The organism is Flavobacterium sp. 120, assembly GCF_003633605.1.
Classification (GTDB): Bacteria; Bacteroidota; Bacteroidia; order Flavobacteriales; family Flavobacteriaceae; genus Flavobacterium; species Flavobacterium algoritolerans.
Map to the genome: position 1 here is coordinate 3,047,817 of NZ_RBKZ01000001.1, position 18,111 is coordinate 3,065,927.

Genomic DNA, 18,111 nt, shown 5'->3' on the forward strand with positions numbered 1-18,111 from the left:
TATATTGATTCTTAATTAATTATTTTTTGTACTAGGTATTTCTAACTTTAACGTGGTAAATCACATTTGGTTTTGTTCCAACATGCTCCAATAAATGATACATTCTTTCGTCAGCAGCTAACTTAGTCACTTCCGCTTCTTTATCATTTACATCACCAAAAATCATTGCTCCAGTAGAACAAGCATTTGAACATGCAGTTTGGAATTCACCATCAACGATTGCTCTTCCTTCTCTTTTTGCTTTCAAAATTGTTGCTTGTGTCATTTGAATACACATTGAACATTTCTCCATAACTCCACGAGAACGAACATTAACGTCTGGATTCAATACCATACGTCCTAAATCGTCATTCATATGATAATCGAATTCACTGTTTTTGTTGTACAAGAACCAGTTAAAACGACGCACTTTATACGGACAGTTGTTTGCGCAATAACGCGTTCCAACACATCTGTTATAAGCCATATGATTTTGACCTTGACGTGAGTGTGAAGTTGCAGCAACTGGACAAACCGTTTCACAAGGTGCATGATTACAATGTTGACACATTACAGGTTGAAAAGATACTTGTGGGTTATCACCCGCTTTTTCCATTTCATTAAATGTAGACAATGAACTTGATAAACCTGCAATATTTTCTTTTCTTTCGTTATCGCCTTCAAAAGTACTTTCAGAAGAATAATATCTGTCAATACGCAACCAGTGCATATCACGACTTCTTCTAACTTCTGATTTTCCAACAACAGGAACGTTGTTTTCAGCATGACAAGCAATCACACAAGCACCACAACCGGTACAAGCATTCAAGTCAATAGAAAGATTAAAATGGTGACCTGTTGAACGATCAAATGAATCCCATAAATCTACTTTAGTTGCTTCAACTTCTTTGTGATCCAATGAAACCATTGGTTGTTCATTCCAAACGTGAGCATCTTTTGTATTGAAAATTTCTAAAGAAGTTTCTTTAATGATATCTCCTCTTCCCATTAATGTTTTCTGACCTTGAACACAAGCAAACTCATGTTCTCCTCCAGCTTTCGCCAATGTTACAGACTGTACATTATTAAAACCTTTATATAAAGAGTAGGCATTTAAACCCACCATCATTTCTTCTTTCAAAGCCGCTTTACGACCGTAACCTAATGCTAAACCGATAGTTCCAACAGCTTGTCCTGGTTGAACGATTACCGGTACATTTTCTAATTTAGCTCCATCAGCAGTAGTAATAGTAGCATAACTTCCGTTTAAACCACCATTCGCAACGATTTCATTAGAAAGTTCATATTTCTTAGCATCAGCATTCGAAACAGTAACATAATTATCCCAAGAAACTCTTGTAATTGGATCCGGAAACTCTTGCAGCCAAGGGTTATTAGCTTGCTGTCCATCTCCCATACCTGTTTTGGTATACAAAACAAGCTCTAGTCCTTGAGAAGCTTTTGATTTTGCTAAAGCATTTGCAGCTGCGCTATAATCAGCAGAACCAGCAGACGCAGTTGGAACAACTCCAACATAAACACCATCATGTAACACTTTGTTCCAAGTAGAACCAGTTATTATAGTTGATGCATTAGCTTTAATATAATCGTAGAATGTACCTGTCAATCCATTTAAAGACAACAAGACATCTTGAAATTGTTTAGTAACAAAAAGAGGACGAATAGCAGGCTGAGTAATTCCGTAAGTACCTTTTGTGATACTTACATCATTCCATGACTCTAAATAATGAGGAACAGCCGCTGCAATAGTACTTACTAAAGCAGTTTCATCTTCTTTTAAAGAAAACGCAACTGATGTTTTTACTTTTTTAAGTCCTTCAACGAAAGAAGCACTATCTGCTAAAGTATAAACCGGATTAACACCACTCATTACCAAAGTATGAACGCTTCCCGCTTTCATATCACTGATTAATTGAGCAACTTTTGCATCAGATCCTTTTCTGATTTGTCTTACTCCAGAAGTACTGAAAGCTTCACTTGCCAACACTTGGTTGATAGCTAAAACTAACAATTGAGCATTTTTATCTTGAATACCAGATACCAAAACTCCTTTTGAACCAGCAGCTTTCAATTGTTGAGCTGCTTTTGTAACTTCTGCTTTAAATTTATCTTCTAAACTTACAGCAACAGCAGAACCCGTTACAATATTATATATATGAACTAATGCTTGTTTTTGATTAGCAGTAGACATTGGTAAACGCTTATCAGCAGCAGCACCAGACAAAGTCATGTTTGCTTCTAATTGGAAATGACGAGACATCTTTCCTGCTTTAGGAATTCTACCTTTAGCATAACCTGAATCAAATCCTCCACCTTGCCAATCTCCAAGGAAATCAGCTCCTACAGAAACTATTAGCGAAGCTTTAGAAAAATCATAATCAACCAAAGCTCTTTCTCCATATACCGTTTCGAAAGCATCTAATGCTTCAGATTCAGATACAGCATCATAAACAACATGTTTAGCATTTGGATTTTTACCGATAAACTCAGCAATCAACTTTTCAGTTGACGGACTAGCCAATGTGTTTGTTAAAAGCACTACTTGACCACCTTTTGCAGCAGCATCAGCTATACTTGATTTAATTTTAGAATCAACAGCAGACCAAGTTGAATTTTTACCTTCAATTTTTGGCTCTTTCAAACGCATACTATCATATAAAGAAAGAATAGACGCATGAACTCTTGCATTAGCACTAAACTTAGCTCCAGCAATAGTATTATTATCTATTTTAATAGGACGCCCTTCACGAGTTTTTACCAAAAGATTAGCAAAATCAAATCCATCAAAAACAGAAGTTGCATAATAATCAGCTACTCCAGGAATGATTTGTTCCGGCTGAAGTACATAAGGTATTGACTTGTTCACAGGACCTTCACAAGCTGCAAGCGTAGCCGCTGCAGTACTAAAACCAACGTACTTTAAAAAATCACGACGTGATGTTGATGAAGATGACAAAGCGTCATTATTTCCTAAAAACTCGTCAGTAGGAATTTCTTCAACAAATTCGTTATTTCTAAGCGCCTCAACAATAGAACTATTTTTGTCTAGTTCTTCAACACTTTTCCAGTATTTTTTGTTTGATGACATATATAAATATTAAAATCTTAATAATTTGATTAATAGTGGCATTTACCACATTCTAAACCTCCCATTTGCGCCGCAGTCAATTTGTCTACACCGTATTTCTTAGAAAGTTCTTCATGAATTTTAGTATAATATTCATTGCCTTCCATTTTAACATCAGTTTTTCTGTGGCAATCAATACACCAACCCATTGTTAATGGAGCAAATTGTTTTTGAATTTCATACTCTTGAACCGGACCGTGACACGTTTGACATTCAATTCCGGCAACAGTTACGTGCTGAGAGTGATTGAAATAAACGAAGTCAGGTAAATTATGAATACGAACCCATTTTACAGGCTGCGTTTTTCCAGTATAACTTTGAGTTGTTTTATCCCAACCAACCGCAGTATATAATTTTTGGATTTGCTCATCATAAAATGCTTTGCTGTACTCTGGAGTAGCAGTAGTTTCAGCAACTTCCGCAATATTCTTGTGACAGTTCATACAAACATTCAAAGATGGAATTCCTGCATTTTTACTCACACGAGCCGCAGAGTGACAATACTTACAATTAATTTCATTATCACCAGCATGTATTTTGTGCGAATAATGAATTGGTTGAATTGGAGCGTAATCCTGATCAACACCAACTTGCATTAAAAATCCATACACGAAATATCCACTCGCCAAAAGCAAGAATATTGATGTAACTAAAACCAAAAATTGATTTTTAGCAAATGCTTTCCAAATAGGAGTTGTTGGAACTTTCGGAGCTACTTCAATACCGTTTGCTTTTGCTACTTTAGATAAAACTCTGTTTACCAAAAATAACATTACAACCAAAATAACCATAACAAGCGCCAAAGCACCTAATATAATATTGTTTGAAATACCGCTATCTGCAGCAGGCTTACCAGGAACTTCAACTCCAGGAGTTGGAGCAGCAGCTTCAGCTTTAGGCTCTGAAGTATAAGCAATGATATTATCAATATCCGCATCTGATAATTGAGGAAAAGCAGACATTACAGCCTTATTGTTTTCTTCAAACACTTTTACAGCTTGAGCATCGCCAGATTTAATTAAGTCTGAACTATTACGAACCCACTTATGAAGCCATGCTGCATCATATTTAGCAGACACACCTCTAAGAGCAGGACCTGTTGCTTTAGCATCAAGTTTGTGACATGCCGCACAGTTTGCATTAAAAAGCTCTTTACCCTTTACCGGGTCTGCACTTTGCGAAGTAGCTGAAGCATCTGGAGCTGCAGCATCAGCCGCAGGAGTAGCTTCTTGAGCAAATGAAGTAAAGGAAATAGATAGCATCAAAGCTATGCTAAAAAATAATTTCCTTGAGATCGAATTATGGTTACCCACCTTTTTCATATAGTATAATGATTATCTACTAAAAATTGGCACAGTTTTTTCTAATTGAATTATAGAAACTGATCCTTTATTTAAAAACTTGGACAAAAATACGACTTAAGAACTATTCTCAAAACCTTAAAATAGTCTTAATTTCAATTTATATTAATTCTAAATAACATTTAGTATTTGCTATCAGTCATTAAATATTACTTTTGCACAAAAACAATCACATTATGAGAATTTTAGCCCTTAGAAAAGCATTTTTTATCTCTCTTACCTTATTTATTTCCTATAGTAATGCATATGCCCAAGACGGAAACATCAGGGTAAATCAAGACTCTAAATTTGAACAATTATTAAATGAAAAGAGAAAAACAAATGTTTCAAACACTGTAAATGACTATTATAAAATTCAAATTTTCAGTGGAGACAGCGAAAAAGCAAAAAAAACGTTAAATGATTTTAAGCAAGAATTCAGAGACATTGATGGAACCATTATTTTCTTTACGCCAAATTACAAAGTTTGGGTTGGGAATTTCAAAACACGAATTGAAGCAGAACGAAATCTCATCGAAATTAAAAAAAGCTACGGCAATGTACATTTAATAAAGCCTAATAAATAAAAAAAGACACCTAATTAGGTGTCTTTTTTTTATTCTACCAAAGTTGCTTGGTAATATTTTTTAAGGATTTCTTTTCTTTCCAAACTACTTTTATTACTATCCTTAAACTCTTTTAACAATTCAGGATATGGCGACAGCATCACTTTCATTTCACTATCCGATAGAAAGGATGGTTGCCCCGTATAACAATCAATTAGCATTGGAGTAGACGAATCACTGGCTGCAGAAGCAATTGCAACTCCAATCAATCCAAACATCGCGCCCATTGCAATAGCATTATTAGAATTATATATAACATTTTCAATGTAATATTTACCATTAATTATTTCCGTCTTGGCATAATGTTTTGAGCTAGCATATTTTGAAACATTGATATAAAAATTTTCTGCATCACTGAATCCATAATAATTCAGTTCTTCTGAATTAGTAGCTTTATTAAACAAATAAAACTTTTCCTTTTTGTTCGTGATTTCAAAATTAGTATCATCAATCGGTTTACCATTTAAAACATCTACATAAGTCAAATAAATACCTTTAAGCGGGACATCTGTAATCGCTTTACTTTTAATACTCTGATTCGCATCAAAAACGAGAGCTGATTTATCAGTATCACTTGTTTTCATATAATTAGTCAAACAATCCTGCAAAACTTTCTTCAATCGTTCATCGTGTTTACCGGTAACATCCATACCGTTACTTTCTGTCGAAGCCGTATACGAACCCACAATATAATCGACACCTTCTTTAGACTCTATTACATCAATTGCTAAAGTTGCGTATCCTGTTTCGGACATTGCTCGAGTAAGTTCAGAAACATACAGATCATTAATTCGGATAGAAATTTTAGACTTATTTTCTTCTTTTGGACAAATAATAGCGAGGTAATCCAAAAACTCTTCTGCCAAAGGTTTTTCAAAATTAGCTAATACTTTTCTATTAAAACCTCCTTTTTGCACGGTTCCAATATTTTCTTTAAACTGCCTTCCATCATAAACATTTTCAACATAAAAATTAAAGCCAACAGCATTATCTTTTTTATCTTTTAAAGATACTTTGTGGAATTCCGTTTTATTTTGAGAAAAGGCAACCGTGCTAACTACAACAAAAAATAACGCAAGTAATTTATTCATAAATAACAATTTTAGTTTGCTATAAAAATAAAAAAATCCCGAATGAATCGGGATTTTAATTTTAATATATTGAAATTCTATTTCAATTTCTTTTTAACAGCAACTTCATGGTACGATTCAATAACATCTCTTTCTTCGATGTCGTTGTATCCTTTTACTTGAATACCACAATCGTATCCTTTAGCTACTTCTTTCACATCGTCTTTGAAACGTTTCAGTGCTAAAAGCTCTCCTGTAAAGACAACTACACCTTCTCTAATAATTCTCATTTTAGCGCTTCGGACAATTTTACCATCCATAACCATACATCCTGCAATTGAACCCACTTTCGAGATTTTGAATATCTCTCTAATTTCAGCTGTACCCAGAATTTCTTCTTTCATCTCTGGAGCTAACATTCCTTCCATTGCATCTTTCAAGTCATCGATAGCAGCGTAAATAATAGAGTAGTAACGGATATCGATTTCCTCTTTGTCAGCTAATTGTCTTGCATTTCCAGCAGGACGAACATTAAATCCGATGATAATCGCATCAGAAGCAGAAGCCAACATTACGTCAGTTTCAGTAATTGCTCCAACACCTTTATGGATAATATTAATTTGAATTTCTTCAGTAGATAATTTAGAGAACGAATCAGACAATGCTTCAACAGAACCATCCACATCTCCTTTAAGGATAATGTTCAATTCTTTAAATTGACCCAATGCAATTCTACGTCCAATTTCATCTAATGTAATATGACGTTGTGTACGTACAGATTGTTCACGCATCAATTGAGAACGTTTCGAAGCAATTTGTTTCGCTTCTTTTTCGTCTTCAAAAATATTGAACTTATCACCCGCAGTTGCTGCTCCATCAAGACCTAGAACTGAAACCGGAGTCGAAGGACCCGCAACAGTAACTATATTCCCTCTTTCATCATGCATGGCTTTAATTTTACCGTGATGCTTACCAGCTAACATATAATCTCCAATTTTCAAAGTTCCGTTTTGAACTAATATAGTAGAAACATATCCTTTTCCTTTATCAAGGAAAGCCTCAACAACAGTTCCAGAAGCCGCTTTATTTGGATTTGCTTTCAAATCTAAAAGTTCTGCTTCTAACAATACTTTTTCTAATAATTCTTTCACACCTGTTCCTACTTTCGCAGAAATATCATGTGATTGAATTTTTCCACCCCAGTCTTCAACAAGTAAATTCATACCTGCTAATCTTTCTTTTACTTTTTCAGGATTAGCATTTGGCTTATCAATTTTATTGATAGCAAATATGATAGGAACTCCAGCTGCCTGAGCATGGCTAATTGCTTCTTTAGTTTGCGGCATGATGTCATCATCAGCTGCAATTACAATAATAGCAATATCTGTAACTTGAGCACCACGCGCACGCATCGCAGTAAACGCTTCGTGACCCGGTGTATCTAAGAATGCAATTTTTTGTCCGTTATCCAACGTTACTCCGTAGGCACCAATATGCTGTGTAATTCCTCCAGACTCCCCTGCAATTACGTTTTCTTTACGAATGTAATCCAGTAAGGATGTCTTACCGTGATCGACGTGACCCATTACCGTTACAATTGGCGCTCTGAAAACTAAATCTTCTTCTCTGTCTTCAACAACCTGAATTGCTTCTTCGATGTCTACAGTGATAAATTCAACTTCATAACCAAATTCGTCAGCAACGATAGTCAACGTTTCTGCGTCAAGACGTTGGTTCATGGTAACCATGATTCCAAGTGACATACACGTACCAATAACTTTAGTAATTGGCACATCCATCATGATGGCAATTTCACCTACAGTAACAAACTCAGTAACCTTAATAGTTTTACTTCCTTCGTCAATAGCTCTTTGCTCATCATCAGATTTCTGACGGTGCGTATCTCTTTTATCTCTTCTATATTTTGCCGCTTTAGATTTACCACCTTTACCTTGTAGTTTCTCTAAAGTCTCTCTAATTTGATTTTTAACCTCTTCCTCAGTAGGCTCCACTTTTGCAACAATGGCAGGTCTGTTTCCTTTTACAAAACCAGGTCTTGCACTTCTGTTAGCATTGAATCCACCACCACCAGTATTAGGTGTAATCTTGTTAGGATTTGGCGCACCAGGAACTCCCGGTGTTGCAGGCGGTCTAGGAGCACCCGGTTTAGGAGCAATCCTTTTACGCTTGTTTTTATTTGCATTGGCTGCAGCCGAACCTGGAGCACCCGGTTTATTCGGAGTGATTTTCGGTTCTTCTTTTTTCTTTTTCGGTTTGTTGAATTGAGATAAATCAATTATCTGACCCGTTAAAGTAGTTCCCGATAGTTTTTGATATTGCGTCGTGATGGTTTCATCAACAGGAGCTTCATCAACTTTAACTGTCTCGGTTTTTGCAACCACTTTTGGTTCAGCAGGAACTTCTTTAGGAGTTTCTGTTTTAACCTCTTTTATCCCAACAATAGGTTTTACCTCTTTTTTGTCTGAAACAGGTTTCTCAGTTGACGGCTTTTCAGTTGACGGTTTCTCAGGTGAAACTTCTTTTGAGACAGCTTTTACTTCAGGTGCATTAGCTACTGGAGCTTCTGCTTTTTCAACAGCTTTTACAGGCGCAACGATTGATGGTTTTTTTGGATTAAGATCAATCTTACCCACTTGAACCGGACCAGATATAATTGCTCTCGCTTTTATAACCTCTTGTTGTTTTACTCGCTCTTCCTCAATTTTACGTTTGTCTTCGATTTCTTTCTCTCGTTCTAAACGCAAAGCTTCTTTTTCTTTTCTTTTCTCTTCCCCTACTTCTTTAGAAGCCTCCTTATTCCCTTTGTCACCTGCAAACTGACCGCACAAGACATTGTATACATCATCAGAAATTTTTGCGTTTGGATTTGCTTCAATAGCAATCCCCTTATCTTTTAGATAATCCACAGCTCTTTCTAAAGAAATATTCAATTCCCTTAAAACTTTGTTTATTCTAATAATTCTCTCTTCAGACATAAAACCTTTTTATTATTACCTTTTTTGTTATTCCTCACTTTACTCCCAACCCGATACCTACCGAGCAAGAATTAATTGTAAAGTGGCATGTTTATCGTTGAAGACACATTGACTAGCTGTCAAATTCTTCTTTCAATATTCTCATTACATCTAGAATCGTTTCCTCTTCCAGGTCTGTTCTTCTTACTAAATCTTCTACTTCTTGTTTTAAGATACTTTTTGCTGTATCCAAACCAATTTTTGCAAATTCTTCAATAACCCAGTCTTCAATTTCATCTGAAAACTCAGTCAATTCAACATCATCCTCATCAGCTGTAGCACCTGCAATATCACCTTCACGAATAACGTCTAGCTCATAACCAGTCAATAAACCCGCTAATTTAATGTTGTGCCCACCACGACCAATTGCTTTTGAAACTTCTTCAAGCTTCAAGAAAACTTCTGCTCTTTTTGTTTCTTCATTTATCTTAATAGAAGATACTTTTGCTGGACTTAATGCTCTCGTGATATACAACTGAATGTTACTTGTATAATTGATAACATCTATATTTTCGTTTCCTAATTCACGAACAATTCCGTGAATACGAGATCCTTTCATACCCACACAAGCTCCTACTGGATCAATTCTGTCATCATAAGAATCTACGGCTACTTTTGCTTTTTCACCAGGAATTCTTACTACTTTCTTAACCATGATTAAACCGTCAAATACTTCCGGAATTTCTTGTTCAAATAATTTTTCCAAAAACTTCTCAGAAGTTCTAGACATAATAATTTGAGGTTTATTTCCTTTTAATTCAACGCTTTCTATTATTCCTCTAACATTATCTCCCTTACGGAAAAAGTCAGAAGGTATTTGTTTTTCTTTTGGTAAAATAATCTCATTCCCTTCATCATCAACCAAAATTACGACTCTTGGACGCACATGGTGTACTTCAGCAGTATAGATATCACCTATTAAATCTTTAAATTGCTTGTAAAGATTCGTGTTATCATGTTCATGAATTTTAGAAATTAAATTCTGACGCAAAGCTAAAATTGCTCTTCTACCTAAATCAATTAATTTCACTTCTTCGGAAACTTCTTCACCAATTTCGAAATCAGGCTCAATTTTTCTAGCTTCAGTCAACGTAATTTCAAGATGATCAAAATCCAAGTCTTCATCAGCAACGATTACTCTTCTCTGCCATATCTCCATATCTCCTTTATCAGGATTTATAATGATATCGAAATTATCATCTGAACCGTATTTTTTCTTCAATGCATTTCTAAATACATCTTCCAAAATTGCCATAAGCGTTACACGATCAATAAGTTTATCGTCTTTAAACTCTGAGAATGAATCGATTAATGCTAAATTTTCCATGCGAATTCTTTAATTAAAATGTTACTGTAACAATTGCTTCTTTTATATCTACGTAAGGCAATTTAAGCTCTTTTTGAACTGTTTCTTTCCCTTTTCCTATTTTTTTAGGCTCTCTTGCTTTCCAAGACAAAATTACAAAATCATCATTAGCATCAACTAATTCTGCCTCAATAATTTCAGCCGAAGTCTTCACAATCAATGTTCGACCTATATTTTTCTTGTATTGTCTTATTAATTTCAATGGAGACCCAACTCCTACTGAAGCTACTTCTAAAGAGTAATCCTGTTCCTCTCTATCCAAATTACTATCTATGAATTTACTCACATCGATACAATCTTGAAGTGCCACTCCATTATCTCCGTCCAAAGTCACCATAACCTTGAAAGCATCCGTAATGATAAGGTCTATCAAAAAGATTGACGGCTTTTCTAACAAGCCTTCTGTCAACAACGTATTTACTTTTTCTTTAAATGTCATATTTTTATAAAAAGAGGGGACATTTAGTCCCCTCATTATCTAGATTTTAATAAATAACGGTGCAAATATAGTGTTTTTTTTTATAAACTAAAATAATCGATTGCTGTAAAATAATTTCTTATCTTTATAGGAGCATTAAAATAACAGTTTTTATCATAATTTAACACTTTATAGTTATGAAACGAATTTTAGTCCCTACCGATTTTTCTGAATATGCTGAAAACGCTTTAAAAATAGCTGCCATAATTGCAAAAAAAAATAATTGTGAAATCTTTTTGTTGCATTTATTAGAATTACCTAACCAAATGAACGACGCAGTAACCGGCGGAAGCAGCATTCCCGAAGTAATGTTATTTATAAAAAAAGCAAACGAAACACTCCAAAAAATCAAGGAACAGCCCTACTTGAATGGAATTTCAGTAAATGCGTCTGTACAATTCGAAAGAGCTTTTAGCGGCATTTTATCTTTTAATAAAAAAAATGAAATTGATTTAATCGTGATGGGCTCGCATGGAACTTCAGGCATCGAAGAAGTACTCATTGGGTCCAACACCGAAAAAGTGGTTCGACTCTCAGAAATACCGGTACTGGTTATAAAAAAGGATATTCGAGACTTTAAATTCAACAACTTTGTATTTGCTTCTGATTTTTCAAAAGAGACTAAAAAACCTTTCAAAAAAATGATAGAATTTGCCAAAATATTTAATGCAAATTTATACTTAGTCACGATTTGCACACCCAATAGTTTTAAAACTACCAAAATGTCTGAGGAAATAATGAAAAATTTCATCACCTCATTTGAAATCGAAAATTACTCCACTCACATTTACAATGACGTTAACATAGAAAACGGAATCATTAATTTTACCAATAGCATTGATGCCGATTTGATAGGCCTTTGCACACATGGAAGAACTGGATTTGCTCATTTTTTTAATGGAAGCATCAGTGAAGACTTGGTAAACCACACTGTCAAACCAGTGATAACTTTCAAGATTTAATCAATCCAGACGAAAATCAAACTCCAAAAACAATCTGTTCAATTCATTGCATAAAAAAACCCCTCAAGAATGAGGGGTTTTACGTTGGTCTACAAGGACTCGAACCTTGAAAGACTGCACCAAAAACAGTTGTGTTACCATTACACCATAGACCAGCATTGCTGCTAAGCGAGTGCAAATTTAAAATAAATTTTAGTTTGTACAAATTTATTTTGCCTTTTTATGAAAAAAAATTTGCTGAAAATTCAAAACAACTTGAAAAAATTACAAAAAACCTTTACACTCAATGTGTTATTGAAATGTAATACTTTTCCAGAAAATATTGTTAATGCTATCAAGGTTAAACAAAAAAACATTTTCTTTGTAACTCAAAATTAAATTAAATTTTAGTACATGGATAAAGCAGCATTCAATTTCAATAAATGGAATACAATTATTGGTTGGTTTACATTTGGAATAGCATTATTAACATACACTTTAACTGTTGAACCCACCATGAGTTTTTGGGATTGTGGCGAATACATTGCTACAGCAGCAAAACTTGAAGTAGGCCACCCTCCCGGAGCTCCATTATACCAAATGATTGGTGCGTTTTTCGCCATGTTTGCTTCAGATAACACAAAAATTGCCTTAATGGTAAACATGATGTCTGTATTTTCCAGTGCTTTTACTATTTTATTCTTATTTTGGTCTTCATCGATAATCTTGAAAAAATTAGTTTCTAGATTTTCAGACCCGAGCCAAAAAGGCGAACAGGCGGAGCAGACGAATAAAAACAATGACATTGTTATTCTTGGAAGTTCATTCGTAGGAGCCTTGGCCTATACTTTTTCAGATAGTTTTTGGTTCAATGCTGTAGAAGCCGAAGTATATGCTATGGCATCTTTATTAATTGCCTTATTATTTTGGTTGGGTTTACGCTGGGAACAAGACATGGACAAGCCTAGAGGAAATAAATGGCTGCTGATTATCTCTCTTGTTGTCGGGCTTTCTTTTGGAGTTCATTTCATGGCATTACTAACAATTCCAGCAATAGGTTTCCTTTATTTTTTCAAAAACTACAAAGTAGTTACCCTTAAAAATTTCATCATTGCAAATGTTGTTGTAATCGCTATTCTATTATTTATTTTCAAATTGCTTCTTCCTCTGACTATGGGATTCTTTGGTAAAACCGAAGTTTTCATGGTTAACAGCTTAGGATTACCTTTTGACTCAGGAACTATATTTGTTGCTTTAATCTTAATTGCTTTCTTTTACTTTGGACTAAAATACACCAAACAAAAAGGTTTCGCATTCTACAATACTATAATCCTTTGTATATTATTTATTTTAATTGGTTTCTCTACATGGATGATGTTACCCATCAGAGCAAATGCCAATACCGTAATCAACGAAAATAAGCCTTCGGATGCTGCCGAAGTTCTTGCCTACTACAATAGAGAACAATATGGTGTAAATCCTTTGTTTTACGGCCCTCAATACACAGAAGCCTTTGCTGGTTTAGACAAGGACAATCCTTATCTGGATAAAGCACCCAATTACGAAAGAGATTATAAGACCGGAAAATATATTATTACAAATAATTTCAAAAATGCCGAGCAAAATTCAGACAACAATCAAAAAACTATTTTGCCAAGAATGTGGAGCGGTGAGCACATCGAAAACTACATGAATTTTACAAATCCACCTCAATTCAGACTAAATCCTGATTATCCATACGAGGATGATTTAGCCAAATACGGTATCGATCCAAGTCAGTTGAGTGAAGAAGATTACAACAAAGCGATTGCTCAACTAAAAAACGAAACCGAAAAAATTGTTACCGAATTCAGACAAGCTTACGCTCAAAAACAAATTGACAACGAAGGTTATGTAACGTTCTTGAAAAGCTATGGTGATTATTTAATTGTAGAAAAACCTACAACTGCTGATAATTTAGGATTCATGGTTGAATACCAATTTGGTTATATGTATTGGAGATACTTGATGTGGAATTTTGTTGGAAGACAAAACGACATTCAAGGAAAATACGACTATCTGGACGGGAACTGGCTTAGTGGTATCTCTTTTATAGATGAATTACACTTAGGAAGTCAAGACAATCTTCCTTCGGATGTATTGAACAATAAAGGTCGAAATGTGTATTTCTTTCTACCATTTATCCTTGGCCTAATCGGTTTAATGTATCATGCCAATAAAGATTTAAAAAGTTTCTATGTATTACTCGCCTTATTCCTTTTTACCGGAATAGCACTAAAAATCTACTTGAACGAAAGGCCTTTCGAACCTAGAGAAAGAGATTATGCCTTAGTAGGTTCCTTTTATGTATTTGCCATTTGGATAGGCTTTGGTGTTTATGCATTATACGAAAGTGCCCAGAAATATTTAACCCCAAAACTGGCTGGTCCAATTATTATTGCAGCAAGTTTATTGGCAGCTCCAGTTCTTATGGCTTCTCAAAACTGGGATGATCACGATCGTTCTGGTAAATATACAGCTGTTGCAATGGCAAAAGCATATTTGGAATCATGCGACCCAGACGCCATTTTATTTACAATTGGCGATAATGATACGTTCCCGCTTTGGTACGCCCAAGAGATTGAAAAAGTGAGAACGGATATCAAAATTGTAAACACAAGCCTTTTCATGACTGATTGGTATATCGATCAGATGAAAACTAAAACATACGAATCAGATGCTCTTCCTATTTCATTTAAACACGATGAATATGTAGGTGATAAACTGGATTATGTAGCTCACATTCCAAAAATTGATAGCCGTTGGGACATAAAAGACTTTATCAATTTTATCAAAAATCCAAAATCAACTGTAGACATGCAAAACGGACAAACAATCCATTTTTATCCTACAAATAAGATCCGAATTCCTGTTGACAAAAATATAATCATAAAAAACAAAGTGGTTAATCCTAAGCACAATGATTCTATTGTTCCTTACATCGACTTGGATATAAAAGGAAATGCATTGTACAAAAACAGATTGATGATGCTTGATATTGTTGCTAATAACAATTGGAAAAGACCAATTTATTTTAGCGGTGGCGCATTTGACAACGAAGATTATATCTGGATGAAAGAGTACCTTCAATTAGAAGGAATGGTATACAAACTTGTTCCAATAAAAACCGCTTTGTCAAAAGATGCGAGTCCACTTGATATGGGACAAATCGATTCTGATAAAATGTATGCTAAAGTTATGAAATGGGATTGGGGCAATGGCGAAAGTCCAAAAATTTATCATGATCCTGAAACTCGCAGAAATAGTATAACGTACAGAACCAACCTTTCCAGATTAATGAATCAATTAATTGTTGAAGGACAAAAAGATAAAGCAAAGAATATTATCGATTTGGCGATGACAAAAATGCCATTGGAATATTTTGACTATTACTCTTTAGTAGAACCTTTTGCTGGCGGATATTACAAAATTGATGAGAAATTAAAAGCACAACAATTGCTAAGCAAATTGATCTTAAAATACAGAGAAAACCTTAATTATTATGGCAATCTAAAATCTTCTGAGCAAACTAGTATTGCCATTCCTATCATCACAGATATTGAACGATACAGAAGCCTTTTAAGCGTAATGAAAGAAAATGGTGATTTAGATTTCTACAACAAAAATAAAATTGTATTCAATACTTATATTAAAATGTTTGACCGCTTTGGACGCGAAAAAGAATAATTTTAAATAGAAAACTCTAATTAGAAAAGGTAGCGATATTGAAAAATGTCGCTATTTTTTTTTAATTTTAAAACTAAAAAATGAAACTGTACTGGATAAAAACAAGTCGGATTATAAAAAAGATTTTCTCAAATTATACTTGGGATGTTTCCAATACGGGAAACAGTAAGACAGTCTACCTCACATTTGACGATGGGCCTATTCCAGAAGTTACACAATGGGTTTTGGATGAATTAAAAAAACACAATGTAAAAGCTACTTTTTTTTGCATTGGAGATAATATTGATAAAAACCCTGAAATATTCAAAAAGGTGATTAGCGAAGGTCATTCCATAGGAAACCACACTTTTAATCATTTGAACGGGTGGAAAACATCAACCGAAGTTTACATTGAAAACACTAGACTATGCGAAGAAGCGATTCAAAAAAACAGCCCTTCTAATCTAAAATCTAAACTGTTTCGTCCACCATATGGCAAGATAAAAGCATCTCAATCTAGAAAAATCAGGAAACTGGGTTATAAAATAATTATGTGGGACGTCCTCAGTGCTGATTTTGACCAAACTTTATCGCAAGAAGAATGCTTAGAAAATGCAACATCAAATCTAAGACCAGGAAGTATTATTGTTTTCCACGACAGTATTAAAGCCTTTAAAAACTTAGAATACGTATTGCCTAAAACATTAGCTTATTTAAAAGAAAACAATTTTAATTGTGAGGTGTTGTAATGAGATGCGTTACAATTGTTCTTGAACAATACTAATAATAGTGTTCGCATCTAATTCTCCAGATTGTCTCCAAATCATTTGACCTTGTTTATAAATCATCAACGTAGGCAAGCCTTTAATGCGTAAAGCATCGGCTAATTCTTGATTTTTATCCACATCAATCTTTATGACTTTTGCTTTATCACCAAGAGCGGCTGCTACATCTCTAATTACAGGATGCATTGAAACTGAAGGCTCATTCCATTCTGTGTAAAAGTCTATTAACACAGGTACTTGAGCGTTTATAAGTTCTCCAAATTTTGACATAAAACCAAAAATTTAATTTTTTAAATTCACTAAAAAGAGATATTTATTTTACAAATGTAGCATTTTAAACGAATTATGCCACATTAACACCTTTTTTTAGTTCGATGACCGTTATTTCCGGCATGATTCCCACTCTGCCCGGATAGGCATGAAAACCAAAACCTCTATTTACATAAACGTATCGTCCGACGTTTTCATATAATCCTGCCCATTGTTTATATACATATTGTGCCAAACTCCATTTAAAATAACCTGGTATTTCGATTCCAAACTGCATTCCGTGTGTATGACCGGAAAGTGTAAGGTGGAAATTTTTCTCATGATGCTGCACTTCATGTTCCCAATGCGAAGGGTCATGACTCATCAAAATTTTAAAATCTTCTTTATTTACATGTCGGGAAGCTTTGTTGATATCGCCCGCTTTTTTGAAATTATGTCCCCAGTTTTCTACGCCAACTAATGCAATTTTCTCATCTCCTTTTTCAATAAAAGTATGTTCGTTTAGCATTAATTTAAAACCAATTTGTCCGTATAAATCTTTAATAGCTTTAAAATTATCTTCTTTTGCCGCCTCTGATGGCCAAGTTACATATTCTCCATAATCGTGATTTCCTAAAACTGAATATTTACCATATTCATGTTTTTTAATCCTGTTAAAGGTTTCTATCCACGGATGCATTTCTTTGGCATCAGTATTCACGATATCTCCGGTAAACAAAATCATATCTGAATTTTGCTCATTGACTAAATCTATTGCATAATTAATTTTCTCTGGATTATCAAAACTTCCACTGTGAACATCTGATATTTGAGTAATCGTAAAACCATCAAAAGCATCGGGTAAATCAGGAAAAAATATACGTTGCTTGATGACTTTATAATTGTATTTACCTATAGTTACCCCATATATTAAAGACAAAAAAGGAACAGCTGCTAATCCTAATCCTATTTGACTGACAAACTTTCTTCTTGAATTCAGAAAGTCTGTGTTTTTATCATAATTGACAAAATAGTTAACAGTTCCGGCACCTAATCTAAAGATGTCTTCTCCCATTAATATCAATGTCAAAATTAATTTTGGAACATACACAATAAGCAACAAACCCATGACAACCATCATTTGTTTGGTCTGACCTACGCTTCGGTCAAATTGCATCAAAGAATAAACAATATATACTAAAACTAATATGCTTATAATCTGAATTGAAAACAATATTGGCTTTGATTTTATTAAAGTTTTTAATACTTGAAAAGTATAAAGCTCAATAACAAGAAGGATTAAGCACAAGAATACGATACGAAAGATCATTTTAAAAAAATTTTTAACAAAATAACAAAACAATTAACCAAAATGGTTTTTTATTAATT

At 34.2% G+C, this 18,111-nt stretch carries 12 protein-coding genes and 1 tRNA gene; 4 read left to right on the forward strand and 9 right to left on the reverse strand.

Annotated elements, in window-relative coordinates:
* Positions 1-31 precede the first annotated feature (31 nt).
* Entirely contained in the window at positions 32-3,088 is a 3,057-nt protein-coding gene (locus C8C87_RS13035) for a TAT-variant-translocated molybdopterin oxidoreductase (RefSeq protein WP_099714287.1), read from the reverse strand.
* A gap of 29 nt (positions 3,089-3,117) precedes the next feature.
* Complete coding sequence (locus tag C8C87_RS13040) at positions 3,118-4,449, reverse strand: c-type cytochrome (RefSeq protein ID WP_121342884.1); 1,332 nt, start codon at positions 4,447-4,449, stop codon at positions 3,118-3,120.
* Between the two features lie 215 nt (positions 4,450-4,664).
* Between C8C87_RS13040 and C8C87_RS13045 the strand changes: the two genes are divergently transcribed.
* Entirely contained in the window at positions 4,665-5,054 is a 390-nt protein-coding gene (locus tag C8C87_RS13045; protein ID WP_121342885.1) for an SPOR domain-containing protein, read from the forward strand.
* 29 nt (positions 5,055-5,083) lie between these two features.
* Here C8C87_RS13045 and C8C87_RS13050 read toward each other — a convergent pair whose 3' ends face one another.
* From C8C87_RS13050 to rimP, 4 genes are all read right to left on the reverse strand, one after another.
* Positions 5,084-6,184 carry a DUF6563 family protein gene (locus tag C8C87_RS13050; RefSeq protein ID WP_121342886.1) on the reverse strand — a complete coding sequence of 367 codons (1,101 nt, stop codon included), beginning with the start codon at positions 6,182-6,184 and terminating at the stop codon, positions 5,084-5,086.
* 77 nt (positions 6,185-6,261) lie between these two features.
* On the reverse strand, positions 6,262-9,159 hold the full coding sequence (infB, locus tag C8C87_RS13055) for a translation initiation factor IF-2 (RefSeq protein WP_121342887.1): 2,898 nt from the start codon (positions 9,157-9,159) through the stop codon (positions 6,262-6,264).
* Positions 9,160-9,271: 112 nt separating this feature from the next.
* The gene (gene nusA, locus C8C87_RS13060) at positions 9,272-10,525 is read right to left on the reverse strand and encodes a transcription termination factor NusA (protein ID WP_099714281.1); all 1,254 of its coding nucleotides are present in this window, start codon (positions 10,523-10,525) and stop codon (positions 9,272-9,274) included.
* Positions 10,526-10,538: 13 nt separating this feature from the next.
* Positions 10,539-11,003 carry a ribosome assembly cofactor RimP gene (gene rimP / locus C8C87_RS13065; protein WP_121342888.1) on the reverse strand — a complete coding sequence of 155 codons (465 nt, stop codon included), beginning with the start codon at positions 11,001-11,003 and terminating at the stop codon, positions 10,539-10,541.
* A gap of 176 nt (positions 11,004-11,179) precedes the next feature.
* Here rimP and C8C87_RS13070 point away from each other — a divergent pair, with 176 nt between their 5' ends.
* Positions 11,180-12,004: a universal stress protein gene (locus tag C8C87_RS13070; RefSeq protein ID WP_121342889.1), complete on the forward strand. Its 825-nt coding sequence runs from the start codon at positions 11,180-11,182 to the stop codon at positions 12,002-12,004.
* 84 nt (positions 12,005-12,088) lie between these two features.
* Here C8C87_RS13070 and C8C87_RS13075 read toward each other — a convergent pair.
* Positions 12,089-12,159: transfer RNA gene (locus C8C87_RS13075), tRNA-Gln, on the reverse strand.
* Positions 12,160-12,397: 238 nt separating this feature from the next.
* On the opposite strand from C8C87_RS13075, the gene C8C87_RS13080 reads away from it, so the two are divergent.
* Together C8C87_RS13080 and C8C87_RS13085 are read left to right on the forward strand one after the other, a co-directional pair.
* Positions 12,398-15,709 (forward strand): DUF2723 domain-containing protein, encoded by a 3,312-nt coding sequence (locus C8C87_RS13080; protein WP_121342890.1) that lies wholly within the window; start codon positions 12,398-12,400, stop codon positions 15,707-15,709.
* Positions 15,710-15,789: 80 nt separating this feature from the next.
* Positions 15,790-16,437 (forward strand): polysaccharide deacetylase family protein, encoded by a 648-nt coding sequence (locus C8C87_RS13085; protein WP_121342891.1) that lies wholly within the window; start codon positions 15,790-15,792, stop codon positions 16,435-16,437.
* A 9-nt stretch (positions 16,438-16,446) separates the two neighbouring features.
* Here C8C87_RS13085 and C8C87_RS13090 read toward each other — a convergent pair whose 3' ends face one another.
* Both C8C87_RS13090 and C8C87_RS13095 read right to left on the reverse strand, forming a co-directional pair.
* Positions 16,447-16,743, reverse strand: coding sequence for a co-chaperone YbbN (locus C8C87_RS13090; RefSeq protein WP_099714276.1), 297 nt, complete (start codon positions 16,741-16,743; stop codon positions 16,447-16,449).
* 73 nt (positions 16,744-16,816) lie between these two features.
* The gene (locus C8C87_RS13095; RefSeq protein WP_121342892.1) at positions 16,817-18,052 is read right to left on the reverse strand and encodes a metallophosphoesterase; all 1,236 of its coding nucleotides are present in this window, start codon (positions 18,050-18,052) and stop codon (positions 16,817-16,819) included.
* Positions 18,053-18,111 lie beyond the last annotated feature (59 nt).

Excerpts from the sequence above, each read along its gene's own strand:
- C8C87_RS13050 (WP_121342886.1), bottom strand. The coding sequence starts at position 6,184 with ATGAATAAATTACTTGCGTTATTTTTTGTTGTAGTTAGCACGGTTGCC.
- rimP (WP_121342888.1), bottom strand. The coding sequence starts at position 11,003 with ATGACATTTAAAGAAAAAGTAAATACGTTGTTGACAGAAGGCTTGTTA.
- C8C87_RS13085 (WP_121342891.1), top strand. The coding sequence starts at position 15,790 with ATGAAACTGTACTGGATAAAAACAAGTCGGATTATAAAAAAGATTTTC.
- C8C87_RS13035 (WP_099714287.1), bottom strand. The coding sequence starts at position 3,088 with ATGTCATCAAACAAAAAATACTGGAAAAGTGTTGAAGAACTAGACAAA.
- C8C87_RS13080 (WP_121342890.1), top strand. The coding sequence starts at position 12,398 with ATGGATAAAGCAGCATTCAATTTCAATAAATGGAATACAATTATTGGT.
- infB (WP_121342887.1), bottom strand. The coding sequence starts at position 9,159 with ATGTCTGAAGAGAGAATTATTAGAATAAACAAAGTTTTAAGGGAATTG.
- C8C87_RS13040 (WP_121342884.1), bottom strand. The coding sequence starts at position 4,449 with ATGAAAAAGGTGGGTAACCATAATTCGATCTCAAGGAAATTATTTTTT.
- nusA (WP_099714281.1), bottom strand. The coding sequence starts at position 10,525 with ATGGAAAATTTAGCATTAATCGATTCATTCTCAGAGTTTAAAGACGAT.
- C8C87_RS13090 (WP_099714276.1), bottom strand. The coding sequence starts at position 16,743 with ATGTCAAAATTTGGAGAACTTATAAACGCTCAAGTACCTGTGTTAATA.
- C8C87_RS13095 (WP_121342892.1), bottom strand. The coding sequence starts at position 18,052 with ATGATCTTTCGTATCGTATTCTTGTGCTTAATCCTTCTTGTTATTGAG.
- C8C87_RS13045 (WP_121342885.1), top strand. The coding sequence starts at position 4,665 with ATGAGAATTTTAGCCCTTAGAAAAGCATTTTTTATCTCTCTTACCTTA.
- C8C87_RS13070 (WP_121342889.1), top strand. The coding sequence starts at position 11,180 with ATGAAACGAATTTTAGTCCCTACCGATTTTTCTGAATATGCTGAAAAC.